Here is a 16,706-nt window from a genome sequence, read left to right as displayed (position 1 = left end):
AGGAAGGAAACCATGGAGCAGTACGAACTCGACGCCGTCAAGGCGATCACGACGCGCCCGGCGCGGGACTACCGGACGTTGTCGGTGCGGGGGCTGACCCCGGTGATCGGAGCCGAGGTCAGCGGCCTCGACCTCGGGACGGAGCTGACCGAAGAGCAGCTCGCCGAGCTGAAGACCGCGTTCCTGGACCACCAGGTGCTGGTGTTCCGGGACCAGGTCATCACGGCCGAGGACCACAAGCGGCTGGCCGCGAGCTTCGGCGAGCTGCGCCCGGTGAACCCGCCGCCGGAGAACGGCGACCCGTACATCCTGGAGGTCGCGACCAGCGCCGAGGCGGCGAACGTGTTCGGCAACGGCTGGCACGCCGACGGCACCGCCGACGCCGAGCCGTCGCTGGGGTCGATGCTCCACATCACGGAGATCCCGGAGGCCGGCAGCGGCGGCGACACGCTGTTCGCCAACATGTACCTGGCCTACGACATGCTCTCGCCGGCGATGAAGTCGCTGCTCGACGGGCTCACCGCGGTCCACGACGGCTCGCTCGCCTTCCGCGGCCACCCGATCCCGCCGAACTACACCCCGCCGTGCAGCGAGCACCCGCTGGTCGTGCGGCACCCGGAGACCGACCGGAAGCTGCTCTACGTCAACCCGGCCTACACCTCGCACATCCCGCAGCTCTCGGCCGACGAGAGCCGTGCGGTGCTCGACCTGCTGTTCTCGTTCGTGCCGAACCGGCCGATGCTGGCCTGCCGGGTGCGCTGGGAGCCGAACACGCTGGTGTTCTGGGACAACCGCTGCGTCCAGCACCACGCGACCTACGACTACTACCCGCACTCCCGGTACGGGCAGCGGATCGCGATCAACGGCGGCCCGCTCAAGGGGTGACGCTCTCCCGGAACCCGCCGGCCGCGCGCCGCCGGGTTCCGGGACCGCCGATGTCCACAGTGGACGGCGGAGCCACCTTGCGGGTCGTCACCAGCCCGGCCCGGCGGAGCACGGCGAGGTGCTGGGACGTGTTCGCCGGCCCGACCCCGATCCGCGGCAGCAGTCCGGAGACGGCGTGTTCCCGCTCGCCGAGCACCGTTCCCTACCGTCGCGATCCCATCAGGGATCCTCATGGCCCCGGTCCTGCCGTGCCCGGCGCGCGACGCACTCGGTGTTCCCGGGCACCGGGCTTGCCCGCCCGAAAGAGTGAGTGTACAGTCACTCACATGACGAAGCGCGGTGCCACTCTCTCCACCTCGGACGCCCGGCGGGATGCCGTGGTCGACGCGGCCATCGCCGAGTTCGCGCGGAGCGGGTTCCACAGCACGCCGATCAGCACGGTGGCGACCCGGGCGGCCATCTCCCCCGCCTACGTGTTCAAGTTGTTCCCCGGCAAGGTTTCCCTCTTCGTGGCGGCGCTCGACCGGTGTTACGAGCAGGTCGTGCACGCGCTCTCGAACGGCGCGGCCCGCGCCGGGGACGCCGAACCGGAAGCCGTCCTGCACGAGATGGGCGGCGCCTACGCCGAACTGATCGCCGACCGGAACCTGCTGATGCTGCAGGTGCACGCCCAGTCGGCCACGGACACCCCCGAGATCGCCGACGCCGTGCGCCGCGGGCTCGCGAAGGTGACCGAGTTCGCGCGCTCCCGCTCGGGCGCGCCGGACGAGCAGGTCCAGCGGTTCATCGCCTACGGCCAGCTCTGCCACCTGATCACCACCCTCGACCTGGACGCGCACAGCGACGACTGGGCGGCGGTCCTGTCCGCCGGCATCCGCCACTACTGAGCCCCGCCCCCCACCTGGGCTTCTTCGCACGACCCAAGAGTGATTGACCAGTCACGCACCATTCTCGAAAGGACAACTCCCATGTTCAAGGCCACCGAAATCGTCCTCCCCGGCCTCGTCGAGCCGGACGGCCTGCGCGTCACCACCCGCGAACTGCCGGCACCGGGCCCGGGCCAGGCGCTCCTGCGCGTCGAGGCCAGCGGGATCTCGTTCGCCGAGCAACAGATGCGGCGCGGCAAGTACTACGACCAGCCGCCGTTCCCGTTCGTGCCCGGCTACGACGTCGTCGGCACGGTGCTCGAGGCGGCCGACCCGGCACTCGTCGGCCGCCGGGTCGCCGCGATGACCAAGATCGGCGGCTGGAGCAGCCACCTCGTCGTGGACGCGGCCGACCTGGTGCCGGTGCCGGACGGACTGGACCCCGCCGACGCCGAAACGTTCGTGGTCAACGGGATCACCGCCTGGCAGATGCTGCACCGCAAGGCCCGGGTGCGTGCCGGCGGCACGATCCTGGTGCACGGCGCCAGCGGCGGTGTCGGCACCACCCTGGTCCAGCTCGCCCGGGCGGCCGGGATCCGGGTCATCGGCACGGCGTCCGCGCGCAACGCCGACGTCGTCACCGCCCTCGGCGCCACCGCGATCGACTACCGCGGCGACGTCCCGGCCCAGGTCCGCGCATTGGCCCCCGGTGGTGTCGACGCCGTCTTCGACCACGTCGGCGGCCCCGGCATCGTCGACTCGTTCCGGCTGCTGGCGCCGGGCGGCACGCTGGTCGCCTACGGCAGCGCGTCGACCAAGGACACCGGCGGCAACCCGCGCCCGGCGGTGCTGAAGCTGGTCGGCCGCCTGCTGTGGTGGCAGGCGCTCCCGAACCGCCGCCGCACCCACTTCTACAACGTCTGGGGCGGCAAGCGGAACCTCGCGAAGTTCCGCGCCCGCCTGGCGGAGGACCTCACGGCGGTGTTCGACCTGGCGGCGACGGGCACGCTGAAGGCCCAGGTCGCGGCACGGTTCCCGCTGGAGGACGTCGCGAAGGCGTTGACACTGGCGGAATCGGGCACGATCACGGGCAAGGTCGTTCTTGTGCCGTCAAGTGAGTGACCAGTCACGCATTCCGTACGCGAAAAGAGACCCGACCATGCGGCCGGGCCTCTTCTCTCGCTAGCGGGTCAGTCGGTGCCGGACTCCATCGCGGCCTGATCGAGCAGCTCGTCGCCGCCCGAAGCCTTGCCGCGTGAGGCGATCACCTGCGCGCCACCTTCGGACATCGCGCCGATCAGGCCCGTCGAGGCCGCCTGGGCGGCGCCGATCAGCTTCGGGTGCGTGTGCGCGGTGCCGCCGACCATGCCGAGACTGGCGTACTGCTCCAGCTTCGCGCGCGAGTCGGCGATGTCGAGGTTGCGCATGGTCAGCTGGCCGATGCGGTCCACCGGGCCGAACGCCGAGTCCGCGGTCCGCTCCATCGACAGCTTGTCCGGGTGGTAGCTGAACGCCGGGCCCGACGTGTCGACGATCGAGTAGTCCTCGCCGCGACGCAGGCGCAGCGTCACCTCGCCGGTGATCGCCGTGCCGACCCAGCGCTGCAGCGACTCGCGCAGCATCATCGCCTGCGGGTCGAGCCAGCGGCCTTCGTACATCAGCCGGCCGAGGCGACGGCCTTCGTTGTGGTAGCTGGCGACGGTGTCCTCGTTGTGGACCGCGTTGACCAGCCGCTCGTAGGCGGCGTGCAGCAGCGCCATGCCCGGCGCCTCGTAGATACCGCGGCTCTTGGCTTCGATGATCCGGTTCTCGATCTGGTCGGACATGCCCAGGCCGTGCCGGCCGCCGACGGCGTTGGCCTCCAGCACCAGGTCGACGGCGGTGGCGAACTCCTTGCCGTTGATCGACACCGGCCGGCCCTGCTCGAAGCCGATCGTGACGTCTTCGGCGGCGATCTCGACCTCGGGGTCCCAGAACTTCACGCCCATGATCGGCTGGACGATCTCGAGACCGGTGTCGAGGTGCTCCAGCGACTTCGCCTCGTGCGTGGCGCCCCAGATGTTGGCGTCGGTCGAGTACGCCTTCTCGGTGCTGTCGCGATAGGGCAGGTCGTGCGCCAGCAGCCACTCCGACATCTCCTTACGGCCACCGAGCTCGGTGACGAAGGCGGCGTCGAGCCACGGCTTGTAGATCCGCAGGGAGGGGTTGGCGAGCAGGCCGTAGCGGTAGAACCGCTCGATGTCGTTGCCCTTGAAGGTGGAGCCGTCGCCCCAGATCTGGACGTCGTCCTCGAGCATGGCCCGCACCAGCAGGGTGCCGGTGACCGCGCGCCCCAGCGGGGTGGTGTTGAAGTAGCTGCGGCCGCCGGAGCGGATGTGGAACGCGCCGCACGTCAGCGCCGCGAGCCCCTCTTCGACGAGGGCTTCCCGGCAGTCGACCAGCCGCGCGACCTCCGCGCCGTAGGCGTGCGCACGCCCGGGCACCGACGCGATGTCGGGCTCGTCGTACTGGCCGATGTCGGCGGTGTAGGTGCAGGGGACAGCGCCTTTGTCGCGCATCCACGCGACGGCCACGGAAGTGTCGAGGCCACCGGAGAAGGCGATACCGACACGTTCGCCGACGGGCAGGGAAGTGAGCACCTTGGACATGCGAATGATTATGCACGTCGATGCATCATCGTGCAATTCGGGGGCACGGAAACCCGTTGACCTCGGCCTGACCTGCTGATTCGGTAACGGCATGCACCCCGACGAGCCCACCATCAGCAGCGCCCTCGTCCGGCGGCTGGTGCGCGCGCAGTTCCCCCAGTGGGCCGCACTCCCGGTCACGCCGCTCGCTTCGGGCGGCACGGTCAACGCCGTCCACCGCCTCGGCGACGACTTCACCGTCCGGCTCCCCCGGACCGCCGGGGGCGCCGCGGACGTCGCGAAGGAGGAGCGGCTGCTGGCGACGCTCGATGGCTTGCCGGTGGCGGTCCCGGTCGTCGCCGGGATCGGCGAACCCGGCGAGGGCTACCCGTGGCCGTGGGCGGTGCATCGGTGGCTCGACGGCGAGCCCGCCCTCGAAGGCCACCCGTTCGTCCCGGAGGCGCTGGCGGAGTTCGTCCTCGCGGTGCGGCGCACGAAGACCGACGGTCCGCCGGCCTACCGCGGCGGCCCCTTGGCGCTCCTCGACCACGCGACCCGCAACGCCGTCGAGGCCTTGCGCCACACCGACGAGCCGTTCGACGCCTCAGCCGCCCTCGCCGTCTGGACCGAGGCCCTGGAAGCCCCGGTCCCAGCGAACGGCTGGGTCCACGGAGACCTGATGCCGAGCAACCTTCTGGTCCACAATGGACACCTCACGGCCGTCCTCGACTGGGCCACCGCGGGCATCGGCGACCCGGCCTGCGACCTGATCCCGGCGTGGAACCTGCTCACCGAGGCCACACGCCCGGCCTTCCGCGACGCCGTCGGCGCCGACGACGCGGCCTGGGCACGCGGCCGCGGCCGCGCGCTGTCGATGGCCGTGATCCAGCTCCCCTACTACCGCCACACGAACGCCGTCATCTCCGCCAACGCCCGCTACGTCCTCGCCGAACTCGGCTGCGGTCCAAAGCCGTGAAGGCCTCCTTACCGGCCATAAGAGCCGGTAAGGAGGCCTTCACGGCTTTCCGGGGCTTGCGGGGGTGCAGGGGTGCAGGTCAGCTCGGGAGGAGGGCCGGCGCGGTGAGGCGGCTGGCGTTGGCCGCCTCGTCGTCCGGGGCCTCCTGCGCCGTGCGCTCCGCCTCGACGCGGGCGACGTAGTTCGCCACCTCGCGCTCCTGCTTGGGCGCGTCCCAGCCCAGCAGCGGGGCCATCAGTTCCGCGACCCACGGCGCCGCCGTGACGCCGCGGTCGCGTTCCTCGATGGAGATGCGCGTCCGCCGGGTGAGGACGTCCTCCAGGTGCAGTGCGCCCTCGTGCGAGACCGCGTACACCACCTCCGCCTTCAGGTACTCCGCCGCGCCCGGCAGCGGCGCACCCAGCTCCGGGCGCTCGGCGACCGACGCCAGGACGTCCTCGATCGCCGAGCCGTAGCGGCCCAGCAGGTGCTCGATCCGGGCCACCGGCAGGGCCGCCCGGGACGCCAGCGCGAACCGGCCGTCCCACAGCTCGTGGTAGCCGGCCGCACCGACGATCGGCAGCCGGTCGGTCCACGACGGCGGGGTCGGGCGATCGACTTCCTCGACCGCGACGTCGACCGCGTCCGCGGCCATCACCCGGTACGTCGTGTACTTGCCGCCGGCCACGATGACCAGGCCCGGCACCGGGTGGGCCACCGCGTGCTCCCGCGACAGCTTCGTCGTCGCGGCCGCCTTCGCCGCCAGCAGCGGGCGAAGACCGGCGTAGACGCCTTCGATGTCGTCGTGCGTGACCGGCGTGCGCAGCACCGCGTTGAGGTGCTCCAGCACGTAGTCGACGTCCGCGCGGCTCGCCGCCGGGTGTTCGCGGTCGAGGTCCCACTCGGTGTCGGTGGTGCCGACGAGCCAGTGCTTGCCCCACGGGATCACGAACAGCACGCTCTTCTCGGTGCGCAGGATCAGCCCGGTGTCGAGGTCGATCTTCTCCCGCGGCACCACCAGGTGGATGCCCTTGGACGCGCGCACCGTGAACGGCGCGGGAATCCCCGCCGCCTCGGACATGTCGTCACTCCACACGCCGGTCGCCGCGATCACCGTGCGAGCCCGTACTTCGAACTCGACGCCGCTCTCGCGGTCCACGACTTTCGCGCCGACGACACGCTCGCCGTCTCGCAGCAAGGACGTCACCCGGGCCCGGGTCAGCACCGAAGCGCCCTGCTCGGCCGCCGTCCGCGCGATGGTCATCGTGTGACGGGCGTCGTCGACCTGGGCGTCGTAGTACTGGATCGCGCCGACCAGCGCGTCGTCGGCCAGGGCCGGCGCCGCCTTGAACGCGCCGCGCTTGGACAGGTGCCGGTGCCGCGGCAGCGCACGGGCCCCGCCGAGCGTGTCGTACAGCGTGACGCCGGCGCCGATGTACCCGCGCTCCCACACCCGGTGGGTCAGCGGCACCAGGAACTTCACCGGCCGCACCAGGTGCGGGGCGAGGGTCTGCAGCAGCAGGCCGCGTTCCTTGAGCGCCTCGCGCACCAGCTTGAAGTCCAGCTGCTCCAGGTAGCGCAGGCCACCGTGGATCAGCTTGGACGACCGGCTGGACGTCCCGGCGGCGAAGTCCCGCGCCTCGACCAGCGCGACGGACAGCCCGCGCGACGCCGCGTCGAGCGCGGCACCCGCGCCGGTCACTCCCCCGCCGACGACCAGCACGTCGACCTCTTCGCGGGCCAGCTTGCGCAGCGTTTCCGCGCGGTACAGCGGGGAAAGCGGTGTCACGGTGTTCCTCTTGGTCATTTCTTCACTCCACGTCTACCCAGTCGAGCGTGCGGCCGACGGCCTTCTGCCAGCCCGCGTAGCCCTCCGCGCGCTGGTCGTCCGTCCACGACGGCTCCCAGCGCTTGTCCTCGTTCCAGTTCTGCTCCAGCTCGTCGGCCGACCGCCAGAAGCCGACGGCCAGCCCGGCCGCGTAGGCGGCGCCGAGCGCGGTGGTCTCGGCGACGACCGGCTTCGACACCGGGACGCCGAGGATGTCCGCCTGCAGCTGCATGCACAGCTCGTTCGCGGTGACGCCGCCGTCCACTCGCAACACGTCGAGCGTGACGCCGGAGTCGTTCTGCATCGCCTCGACGACGTCGCGGGTCTGGTAGCAGATCGCTTCCAGCGTGGCCCGGGCGATGTGCGCGTTGGTCGTCGCACGGGTGAGCCCGACGATCGCACCGCGCGCGTCCGAACGCCAGTAAGGCGCGAACAGGCCGGAGAACGCCGGGACGAAGTAGACGCCGCCGTTGTCCTTGACCTGGCGGGCCAGGCTCTCACTCTGCGACGCGCCGCTGATGATGCCCAGCTGGTCGCGCAGCCACTGCACGGCCGAGCCGGTGACGGCGATCGAGCCTTCCAGCGCGTACACCGGCTTCTCGTCGCCGAACTGGTAGCACAGCGTCGTGAGCAGGCCGTGCTTCGAGCGGACCAGCTCGTGGCCGGTGTTGAGCAGCAGGAAGTTGCCGGTGCCGTAGGTGTTCTTGGCCTCGCCGGGCCGGAAGCAGACCTGCCCGACGGTGGCCGCCTGCTGGTCGCCGAGCACGCCAGCGATCGGCACTTCGCCGCCGAACGGGCCATCCGCGCGGGTCGTGCCGAAGAAGCCCGGGTTCGACGACGGCCGGATCTTCGGCAGCATCCGGCGCGGCACGTCGAAGAACGACAGCAGCTCGTCGTCCCAGTCGAGGGTTTCGAGGTCCATCAGCATGGTGCGCGACGCGTTGGTCGGGTCGGTGACGTGGACGCCGCCGTCCGGGCCGCCGGTGAGGTTCCAGATGAGCCACGAGTCGGTGGTGCCGAACAGCGCGTCGCCCGCCTCGGCGGCTTCGCGGACGCCGTCGACGTTTTCGAGGATCCACTGCAGCTTGCCGCCGGAGAAGTACGTCGCGGGCGGCAGGCCGGCCTTGCGGCGGATGACCTCGCCCTTTCCGGAGCGCTCCAGCGCGGAGGCGATCCGGTCGGTGCGGGTGTCCTGCCAGACGATGGCGTGGCCGTACGGGCGGCCGGTGCGGCGGTTCCACACGACGGTGGTCTCACGCTGGTTGGTGATGCCGAGCGAAGCCAGGTCGCCGGCGGTCAGGTTGGCCTTGTTGAGCGCGGTCGCGATGACCGAGCGGGTGCGTTCCCAGATCTCGGTGGCGTCGTGCTCGACCCACCCCGGCTTGGGCAGGATCTGCTCGTGCTCCAGCTGGTGGCGGGCAATCTCGTTGCCGCCGTGGTCGAAGATCATGAAGCGGGTGCTGGTGGTGCCCTGGTCTACGGCGCCGACGAAGTCAGGCATGGTGTTCCCCTTCTCAGGCAGCGGGCTCGAGGTCCTTGGTGGACACGGTGTCGAACTGGTCGGTCGGGAGGAACCGCTCGATCAGGTACCTGTAGATCGCACCGCCGATGACGGCGCCGAGGACCGGTGCCACGATCGGGATCCACCAATAGGGGTAGCCGTACTGGTCGGTGAACGCCGTGTCGTAGCCGGTGAGCCAGGACGCGAGCCGCGGGCCGAAGTCGCGGGCGGGGTTGATCGCGTACCCGGCGTTGGTGCCCCAGGCCATGCCGATGGCGACGACCAGGAAGCCGATGACGACCGGGGCGAGGTTGGCGCCGGGGGCGGTGTTGCGCAGGTCGGTGATGGCGAAGATCACCAGGGCGAGGATCGCGGTGCCGATGATCTGGTCGCGGAAGGCGCCCCAGTCACCCACCGGGAGCGTGCCGTTGCCCGGCAGCGTCGAGAAGACGCCCTGGGTCTTGATCGTCAGGCCGGGGTCCTTGGCGTTGAGGATCTCGGTGTAGTTCCAGCGCACGAGCATCGCGGCGAGGAACGCGCCGGCGGTCTGGGCCAGGGCGTAGGGAGCGACCTTGCGCCAGGAGAACCCCTTGAACACGGCGAGGGCCACGGTGATGGCCGGGTTGAGGTGCGCGCCACTCACCCGTGAAGCGACGTAGACACCGAGCGTGACGCCGATGCCCCACGCCCAGGCGATGCTGTCGTGGTCCCCGATGCCCGCGGCGGCGACCTGCGCCACCACCCCGCACCCGAACAGGATGAGGATCATCGTCCCCACGAACTCGGCGGCCATCTCGCCGGCGAGCCCGTGGGCCTTGAGGTTTCGCGCCATTGCTTCCTCCACAAAGGACCAGTTCCCCCTGGTTCCTCCAGCCAAGCCCGCCCGTCACAGCGGGTCAACGGAGGCCGGTCGGCATTGTCGAACGGGCGAAGACGATGTTCGACATTGTCGAATCGAGGCCGGTCGGGCTAGGGTCGCGAACGTGCCGGGTCCGATCCAGTCCATCGAGCGCGCCGCCGCGATCCTGCGGCTGCTGGCGCGCGGCTCGGGCCGTCTCGGCGTCGGCGAGATCGCCGAGTCCCTCGAACTGGCCAAGGGCACGGCGCACGGCATCCTGCGGACGCTGCAGGGGGTCGGGTTCGTCGAGCAGGACCGCGACACGGGCAAGTACCAGCTCGGCGCCACGCTGCTGCACCTGGGCACGAGCTACCTGGACGTCAACGAGCTGCGCTCCCGCGCGATCAACTGGGCCGACGCGCTGGCGTCGCGCAGCGGCGAGGCCGTCCGGATCGGCGCGCCCCTGGAGGGCCGGGTGCTGGTCGTGCACCACGTGTTCCGCCCGGACGACAGCCTGCAGACCCTCGACGTCGGCACGCTGCTGCCCCTGCACGCGACGTCGCTGGGCAAAGTCCTGCTGGCCTACGACACGACGCTCGTGGCGTCCTACGACGCCTACACCCGCCGCACCCTGACCACCCCGACGGCGATCAAGCGCGCGTGTGCGAAGGTGCGCGAAGCGGGTTGGGCGGTGGAGAACGGCGAGATGATCTCGGGCGAAGCGGGCATCGCGGCCCCGATCCGCGGCCACGGCGGCATCGTCGTCGGCGCGATCGGCGTGTCGGGAGCGGCGGACCGCATCTGCGAGCCCGACGGCAGCCCCAACCCGAAGCTGCTCGGCCACGTCCGCGACGCGGCCCGCGCGGTGTCCCGCGACCTGGGCGCGTCCCGATGGTGACCCGGCCACCGCGCCGCGGCGGCGCCGGAATGCCCGCCCGCAACGGCCAACACAGCGCAAGCCTCGGCGTGTTGGCCACGCTGGGCAGCGTGTTGGCCGCTGCCGGCGGCGTGCTGGCCGTTTCGTGGCGCTGCGGGCGGCGGCTTCGCGCGTCTGGGGCCGCCTCCTTGAGCGCGAGCAGCGTGCGCCGCTCGGCCGCATCGCCGAGCCGGCGCGGTCACTCGAGTGTGCAGGAGGTGCGTCCGTGGTCCAGCGGTACGTGATGTCCATCGACCAGGGCACCACCTCCACCCGGTGCATCCTGTTCGACGCCCGCGGCCGGCTCGTGTCCGTCGTGCAGCGGGAGCACCAGCAGCACTTCCCGCGGCCCGGCTGGGTCGAGCACGACGCCACCGAGATCTGGCGCAACGTGTCCCGGATCGTCCCGCAGGCCCTCGCCGACGCCGGGGCGACCGCGGACCAGGTCGTCGGCCTGGGCATCGCCAACCAGCGCGAGACCACCGTCGTGTGGGACCGGCGCACCGGCAACCCCGTCGGGCGGGCGATCGTCTGGCAGGACACCCGCACCGACGCCATGCTCGAAGGGCTCGCCCGCGAACCCGGCGCGGACCGCGTCCGGCAGCTGTGCGGCCTCCCCCTGGCCACCTACTTCTCCGCGCCGCGCATCCGCTGGCTCCTGGACCGCACCCCCGGCCTGCGCGAGCGCGCCGAGCGCGGCGACGTCCTCTTCGGCACCATCGAAAGCTGGCTGATCTGGAACCTCACCGGCGGCGCCGAGGGCGGCGTGCACGTCACCGACGTCACCAACGCCTCGCGCACCATGCTGATGAACCTGCGCACCCTGAACTGGGACGACGAGCTGCTCGACTTCTTCGACGTCCCGCGCGCGATGCTGCCGGAGATCCGCTCGTCGACCGAGGTGTACGGCACCACTTCGCGCGTGGTCCCCGGCATCCGGATCGCCGCCGCGCTCGGTGACCAGCAGGCGGCGTTGTTCGGCCAGACCTGCTTCGCGCCCGGCGAGGCGAAGTGCACCTACGGCACCGGCAGCTTCCTGCTGCTCAACACCGGCCCGACGCCGGTGCTGTCCACCCACGGCATGCTCACCACCGTCGGCTTCAAGATCGGCGACGAGCCCGCGGTGTACGCCCTGGAAGGCTCGATCGCCGTCACCGGGTCGCTGGTCCAGTGGTTCCGCGACGGCCTCGAGCTGATCGGCAGCGCGCCCGAGATCGAGACCCTCGCCCGGACCGTCGACGACAACGGCGGCTGCTACATCGTCCCCGCGTTCTCCGGGCTGTTCGCGCCGCACTGGCACAGCGAAGCGCGCGGCGTGATCGCCGGGCTGACGTCCTACATCACCAAGGGCCACCTGGCGCGGGCGGTGCTGGAGGCGACCGGCTGGCAGACCCGCGAGGTCGTCGACGCGATGAACGCCGACTCGGGCCTGGCCCTCAAGACGCTCAAGGTCGACGGCGGGATGACCGCGGACAACCTGCTCATGCAGTTCGTCGCCGACGTCCTCGACGTGCCGGTCGTCCGGCCGATGGTGGCGGAGACGGTGTCGCTCGGCGCGGCCTACGCGGCCGGGCTGTCCGTCGGGTACTGGCCGGACCTGGAAGGCCTGCGGCGCAACTGGCACCGCGCCGGGCAGTGGCTGCCCGCGATGGACCCCACCCGCCGCACCACCGAATACGCGCACTGGCGCCAGGCCGTCGAGCTGACGTTCGGCTGGATGCGTCCCGGTCCGGCCGCCGTCGCCCCCGGCTCGGACCTGGTCGAGGTGCTGCTGGCCGACCACCGCCGGTTCGAGCAGCTCTTCCGCGACCTGCGCAACACCGAGGCCGACCACCCGGCCTTGGTCGCCGAACTGGCGTCGCTGCTGGTCGCGCACGCGACGGCGACCGAGCGGATCGTCCGCCCGGAGGATCCCGGCGGCTTGTTCGCCGACGACCTGCTGGCCGTCCTCGAACCCGGCGACTTCGAGAAGGCGTTGCAGCGCCTGGAGAACCTCGTCGACGCGCACGTCCGCGGCGAGGAACGCGGGCTGCTGAACGAGCTGCGCGCCACGATGTCCACATCGGACCGAACCGGTCTGGGACGCGCGTTCGCCGCGGAACGCCGCCGCCAGCTGGACCTCGGCAGCGGCGACGCCGCGCACATCCGGGAACTCGGCGACCGGCTGCGCCTCTAGGCGGCTTCCAGGACGAAGAACAGGAAGGTCGGGAAGGTGTCGAGGATCGGGAAGTCCTCGGGGTACACCTCGCGGGCCTCCGGCACGGGATGCGGTTCATCGATGACGGCGATCCGGAAGCCGGCCGCGGTGAAGGCGTCGGTCATCGCGTGCAGCGGCTTGTTCCAGAACGTCATGCTGCAGGTCCGCCCCTGCAGCACGAACTCGTCGGTCCAGGTGTAGCGCTCGAAGTAGTCGGGCCGGGGACCTTCCTGCCGGTGCGTGAGGTTGACCATCATCGGGTGGTTGACCGAGGCGATGAGCCGGCCACCGGTCTTCAGCACGCGCCGCAGCTCGGCCAGCGTCGGCGTCCAGTCCTCCAGGTAGTGCAGCACCAGGGACGCCATGACGTCGTCGAAGGCGTCGTCGGGGAAGGGCAGCGGGTGGGCCAGGTCGGCGACCCGCAGGTCCGCGTCGTCACCGAGCCGCTGCCGCGCCTGGGCCACCATCCCGGCGCTCCGGTCGAAGCCGGTCACCAGCGCACCTCGGTCGCGCAGCGCCGCGAACAGCGGACCCGAGCCGCAGCCGGCGTCGAGGATCCGCCGTTCGGCCACGTCTCCCGCGAGGGCCAGGGCCGCGGGCCGTTCGTAGTAGGCGTTCATGAGGCTGGTCTCGTTCTCGACCGCGTAAGTCTCGGCGAAACCGTCGTATTCACTCGCTTCCTGCGCCATGCGGCCCATCCTGGCACGAATCGTTCAGAGGTAGCCGGGGAACGGATCGGCGCCGAAGAACACCGCGCCCGCGCCCTCATACACGCCTTCGGTGAGGAACGCGTGCTGCGGCACGACAGCGGCGTCGCGCAGGTACCGCTGCAGCGGATGGTCGGTGTCGATCGCGGCGGTGCCGCCGAGGGTGAACGCGGCCCGGACGACGTCGTGGCCGACCCGCGCCGCGTGCGCCGCCGCGAGCCGGAGCAGGCTCACCTGCTCCGGACCGGGTGTGCCGGACAACGCCGTCTCGTAGACCTCTTCGGTGGCTTCGTAGAAGAACGCGCGCACCGAGCGGAGGTCCGCTTCGGCCTTCGCGAGCGCGATCCTGGCGTACGCGCGGTCGGCGAGCTTCGGGCCGCCGGTGAGCCCGGCGCGGCCCGCCCCGAACCCGGTCACGTGGTTCAGCGCGGCGCGGGCGATGCCGAGGTTCACCACCGCGAGCACCTGGGCGGCGTAGGCGAGCACCGGGTAGCGGTAGAGGGGCTCGTCGACGGTCGCGCCGCCACCGCGGACGAACGTCCACTCGGCCGGGACGACGACGCCGTCCACCCTCAGGTCGTGGCTGCCGGTGCCCCGCAGCCCGACGGCGTCCCACGTGTCGACGACCTCGACCTGCGACGCCGGCAGGACGGCGGTGCGCGGCCGCCCGGACGAGCCGTCCCCGATACCGACACCCAGGTAGTCCGCCGCGAGGCTGCCGCTGGCCAGGCGCCACCGGCCGCGGACCCGGAAGCCGCCCGGGACCTCTTCGGCGGGCTGCACCGGGAAGAGCGCGCCGGCGAACACGAGGTCCGGGCTGTCGGCGTAGAGCCGCGCCTGGGTTTCCGGCGGCAACGCGGCCAAGTAGACGCCCGACGAGCCGAAACCGGCGACCCAGCCGGCCGAGCCGTCCACTTCGGACATCCGCTCGACCATGCGGAGGAACTCCGCGGGCGGCAAGGCGTCACCGCCGAAGCGGCGCGGCGTGGCCGCCCGGTAGAACCCGGCGAGCTTGAACTTGTCGACGACGTCGCGCGGGATGTGCCGCAACCGCGTGAACTCCCCGGCGCGCCGGGCCACTTCCGTCAACGCCGCCTCGAAGGCCGGCGTGCTCCCCCAGTCCGACGCCATCGGCTCATCGTAGAGGCACCGGGCCCCGGCCGGATCAGGAACCGGGGTCCGGAGCCGGGATTCCCTCCGGCACCGAGCTGCCCAGGCAGGCGCGCACGCGCGACGCGAAGAGGTCGTACCGCGTGGCCATCCGCGCGGTGGGACGGCGGATCGGCTCGTGCGCGGACACCGGGCCGAGCTGCTCGCCGTCGCGGAACTGTTCCCGGGTGATGTCGAGTTCCAGGCCGCTGGGCAGGCGATTCCAGTAGTGCAGGCCGGCGCGCTCACCGTCGCGCCGGAACACCTCCGAGCAGAGCAGGACACCGCCGAGGAGTTCCGCCACGGCCATCGCGGTGACGCTGCAGTGCCCGGCGGCGGGATTCGCCGCGTCCCACGTGTCGGACGGATCGCACGTCCGCTCGTCCCAGGAAAGCCGGAACGCGACCTCCAGCTCCGTCAACGACCACACAGCTGTCATCCGTCCTCCGGCTCGAGTCACCGCAACACTACCGCCGGACCCGAAGTAACGAAACGATAACGGCCGAATCGCGGTTTGAACCGGCCCCGGCTCACGGCCGTTTCAGCCAATGCCGGAACCAGTGGCGCCGGGCGCGGTCCCCGACAACCGCGTGCGATGCCACTCCCCCGGGTTCCGCGCGTTCTCCCAGCCGGGCACGCAGCTTTCTCCGCCGTGCCCGGAAAACCTAACGAGGTGAACAACTCCATGTCCCGATCCCCCGCCACGGGCCGGCACCGCGTCTCCCGCAGAACGAAGATCGCCACCGGCGGTCTCGCTCTCGCGATCGCCGTCGGCGGCATCGTCGTCGCGACCACCGCCGGCAAGACCGGTGAAGCCAGCGCCGACCCCGCCGACCCGTCGTTCTTCCTGGACATCGCGAAGGTCCCCGCCGGCAACTTCGTGAACAAGGCGCTGCAGCAGAAGGGCGCGCGCGGCACGTTCACGGTGAACTGCGGCCGCAACGAGAACGGCCACTTCAACCCCGACAACTTCATCGCCCAGCCGGGTATCCGCAACGGCGCCCAGCACCTGCACGACTACGTCGGCAACCTCTCCACCAACGCCGACTCGAACAACAAGAGCCTCTCCAAGGCCGGCACCACCTGCCGCAACGGCGACAAGTCCGCCTACTTCTGGCCCGTCGTGCGCATCGACACCGGCGAGGAAGAGGAAGCCGAGGCGAACCCGCCCGCCAGCGTGCCGGCGAGCGATCGCGCGGGCGCCGCCAAGGACAACGCGTCCACGCAGGTCGACTGCCCGGACGTCGCGAGCCAGCTGCCCGAAGACGTCCCCGACCAGGCGATGGACGAGGTGAACCGCAACCTCACGCTGATCGACCAGCAGATCGACGAGGCGAACAAGCGGATCGCCAAGGGTGACCTGAAGACGCCGCAGGACGTCCAGAACGCCGTCGTCGGCCCGCTCAAGGACAAGCGGACCGCGGTGCTCGACCGGATCGCCATCGCGATCGGGCGCACGGCGGCCAAGCCGACGAACCTCGGCGGGCTCGCCGCGTGCGCGCTCAAGCAGGGCGGCCAGGGCGGCCTCGACAACGGCGGCCAGGCCAGCAACGGCGACAAGAACGCCTCGGCCGGCCAGAAGCAGCAGAAGCAGACCGACGGCGCGGCCGCGGAACTGCCCGGTGTGAACGACAAGAACGAGGTCGCCGGCAACGACGGCGAGATCCAGCGCGTCCAGTCCGCCACCATCACGTTCACCAGCGGTGGCGCGCGGAAGGTCGTGGCGATGCCGCAGTTCCTGCGCATCCTCTACGGCGACGCCAAGCAGAGCACCAACGGCCCGGCCAACGCCCGGGCGAGCTGGACCTGCACCGGCTTCGAAGACCGGCTGACCGACCACTACCCGATCTGCCCGGCCAACAGCAAGGTCGAGCGGATCCACGCCTTCCCGAACTGCTGGGACGGCAAGAACATCGACAGCACGAACCACCGCACGCACATCGTGTTCGCCGACCAGCAGGGCAAGTGCCCGCAGGGCTTCAAGAACGTGCCGCAGCTGGTGATCAAGCTCGTCTACAACATCCCGCACGACATCCAGGTCAAGGGCCAGTACAAAGTGGACGCTTTCCCGCAGGAGAGCCACAACCCCCGCTCGGACCACGACGACTTCGCCAACGTCATGGGCCAGTGCCTGATGAACCAGGTCGTCAAGTGCATCAACAGCGGCCGCAAGTGCTCGCAGTGACCCACTGAAAAGCCGTGAATGGCCCCTTGAGGGACTCAGCGTCCCGCAAGGG

At 71.1% G+C, this 16,706-nt stretch carries 15 protein-coding genes; 7 read left to right on the top strand and 8 right to left on the bottom strand.

All coding sequences use genetic code 11. The features are described 5' to 3' along the window. Nucleotides 1-12 precede the first annotated feature (12 nt). Nucleotides 13-885 carry a TauD/TfdA dioxygenase family protein gene (locus OHS18_RS03720; protein WP_328615921.1) on the top strand — a complete coding sequence of 291 codons (873 nt, stop codon included), beginning with the start codon at nt 13-15 and terminating at the stop codon, nt 883-885. On the opposite strand, the gene OHS18_RS03715 is transcribed toward OHS18_RS03720, so the two are convergent. Then, nucleotides 875-1,081, bottom strand: coding sequence for an ArsR family transcriptional regulator (locus OHS18_RS03715; RefSeq protein WP_328615920.1), 207 nt, complete (start codon nt 1,079-1,081; stop codon nt 875-877). The genes OHS18_RS03720 and OHS18_RS03715 overlap by 11 nt on opposite strands. A gap of 130 nt (nt 1,082-1,211) precedes the next feature. On the opposite strand from OHS18_RS03715, the gene OHS18_RS03710 reads away from it, so the two are divergent. Together OHS18_RS03710 and OHS18_RS03705 are read left to right on the top strand one after the other, a co-directional pair. After that, a complete protein-coding gene (locus OHS18_RS03710; protein WP_328615919.1) occupies nt 1,212-1,772 on the top strand; it encodes a TetR/AcrR family transcriptional regulator in 561 nt (186 codons plus the stop codon). An 81-nt stretch (nt 1,773-1,853) separates the two neighbouring features. Then, a complete protein-coding gene (locus OHS18_RS03705) occupies nt 1,854-2,873 on the top strand; it encodes a medium chain dehydrogenase/reductase family protein (protein ID WP_328615918.1) in 1,020 nt (339 codons plus the stop codon). A 68-nt stretch (nt 2,874-2,941) separates the two neighbouring features. Here OHS18_RS03705 and argG read toward each other — a convergent pair whose 3' ends face one another. Next, a complete protein-coding gene (gene argG, locus OHS18_RS03700; protein ID WP_328456078.1) occupies nt 2,942-4,399 on the bottom strand; it encodes an argininosuccinate synthase in 1,458 nt (485 codons plus the stop codon). Between the two features lie 91 nt (nt 4,400-4,490). Between argG and OHS18_RS03695 the strand changes: the two genes are divergently transcribed. Then, nucleotides 4,491-5,354 carry an aminoglycoside phosphotransferase family protein gene (locus OHS18_RS03695; RefSeq protein ID WP_328615917.1) on the top strand — a complete coding sequence of 288 codons (864 nt, stop codon included), beginning with the start codon at nt 4,491-4,493 and terminating at the stop codon, nt 5,352-5,354. A 79-nt stretch (nt 5,355-5,433) separates the two neighbouring features. Here OHS18_RS03695 and glpD read toward each other — a convergent pair whose 3' ends face one another. Genes glpD through OHS18_RS03680 form a run of 3 tightly spaced genes read right to left on the bottom strand, consistent with a single transcriptional unit; the run spans nt 5,434 to nt 9,494 of the window. Then, on the bottom strand, nt 5,434-7,140 hold the full coding sequence (glpD, locus tag OHS18_RS03690; RefSeq protein ID WP_328615916.1) for a glycerol-3-phosphate dehydrogenase: 1,707 nt from the start codon (nt 7,138-7,140) through the stop codon (nt 5,434-5,436). Nucleotides 7,141-7,144: 4 nt separating this feature from the next. Further along, nucleotides 7,145-8,662 (bottom strand): glycerol kinase GlpK, encoded by a 1,518-nt coding sequence (gene glpK, locus OHS18_RS03685; protein ID WP_328615915.1) that lies wholly within the window; start codon nt 8,660-8,662, stop codon nt 7,145-7,147. Between the two features lie 13 nt (nt 8,663-8,675). Beyond that, entirely contained in the window at nt 8,676-9,494 is an 819-nt protein-coding gene (locus tag OHS18_RS03680; protein ID WP_328615914.1) for an MIP/aquaporin family protein, read from the bottom strand. A gap of 151 nt (nt 9,495-9,645) precedes the next feature. On the opposite strand from OHS18_RS03680, the gene OHS18_RS03675 reads away from it, so the two are divergent. Together OHS18_RS03675 and glpK (OHS18_RS03670) are read left to right on the top strand one after the other, a co-directional pair. After that, nucleotides 9,646-10,398, top strand: coding sequence for an IclR family transcriptional regulator (locus OHS18_RS03675; RefSeq protein ID WP_328615913.1), 753 nt, complete (start codon nt 9,646-9,648; stop codon nt 10,396-10,398). Nucleotides 10,399-10,642: 244 nt separating this feature from the next. Next, complete coding sequence (gene glpK, locus OHS18_RS03670) at nt 10,643-12,592, top strand: glycerol kinase GlpK (RefSeq protein ID WP_328615912.1); 1,950 nt, start codon at nt 10,643-10,645, stop codon at nt 12,590-12,592. On the opposite strand, the gene OHS18_RS03665 is transcribed toward glpK (OHS18_RS03670), so the two are convergent. Genes OHS18_RS03665 through OHS18_RS03655 form a run of 3 tightly spaced genes read right to left on the bottom strand, consistent with a single transcriptional unit; the run spans nt 12,589 to nt 14,908 of the window. Continuing rightward, nucleotides 12,589-13,302, bottom strand: coding sequence for a class I SAM-dependent methyltransferase (locus OHS18_RS03665; protein WP_442875340.1), 714 nt, complete (start codon nt 13,300-13,302; stop codon nt 12,589-12,591). The two genes, glpK (OHS18_RS03670) and OHS18_RS03665, sit on opposite strands and share 4 nt — an antisense overlap. Nucleotides 13,303-13,326: 24 nt before the next feature. Continuing rightward, on the bottom strand, nt 13,327-14,451 hold the full coding sequence (locus OHS18_RS03660) for an acyl-CoA dehydrogenase family protein (RefSeq protein WP_328456091.1): 1,125 nt from the start codon (nt 14,449-14,451) through the stop codon (nt 13,327-13,329). A 34-nt stretch (nt 14,452-14,485) separates the two neighbouring features. Then, on the bottom strand, nt 14,486-14,908 hold the full coding sequence (locus tag OHS18_RS03655; protein ID WP_328615910.1) for a YunG family protein: 423 nt from the start codon (nt 14,906-14,908) through the stop codon (nt 14,486-14,488). Nucleotides 14,909-15,154: 246 nt separating this feature from the next. Here OHS18_RS03655 and OHS18_RS03650 point away from each other — a divergent pair, with 246 nt between their 5' ends. After that, nucleotides 15,155-16,654 carry a DUF1996 domain-containing protein gene (locus OHS18_RS03650; protein ID WP_328456094.1) on the top strand — a complete coding sequence of 500 codons (1,500 nt, stop codon included), beginning with the start codon at nt 15,155-15,157 and terminating at the stop codon, nt 16,652-16,654. The last annotated feature ends 52 nt before the right edge of the window (nt 16,655-16,706 follow it).

Origin of the sequence: Amycolatopsis sp. NBC_00355, from assembly GCF_036104975.1 — a bacterium.
In the GTDB taxonomy this organism is placed as follows: domain Bacteria; phylum Actinomycetota; class Actinomycetes; order Mycobacteriales; family Pseudonocardiaceae; genus Amycolatopsis.
The sequence above is the reverse complement of the archived record's forward strand: the minus strand, read 5'-3'. Positions and strand labels throughout refer to the sequence as shown.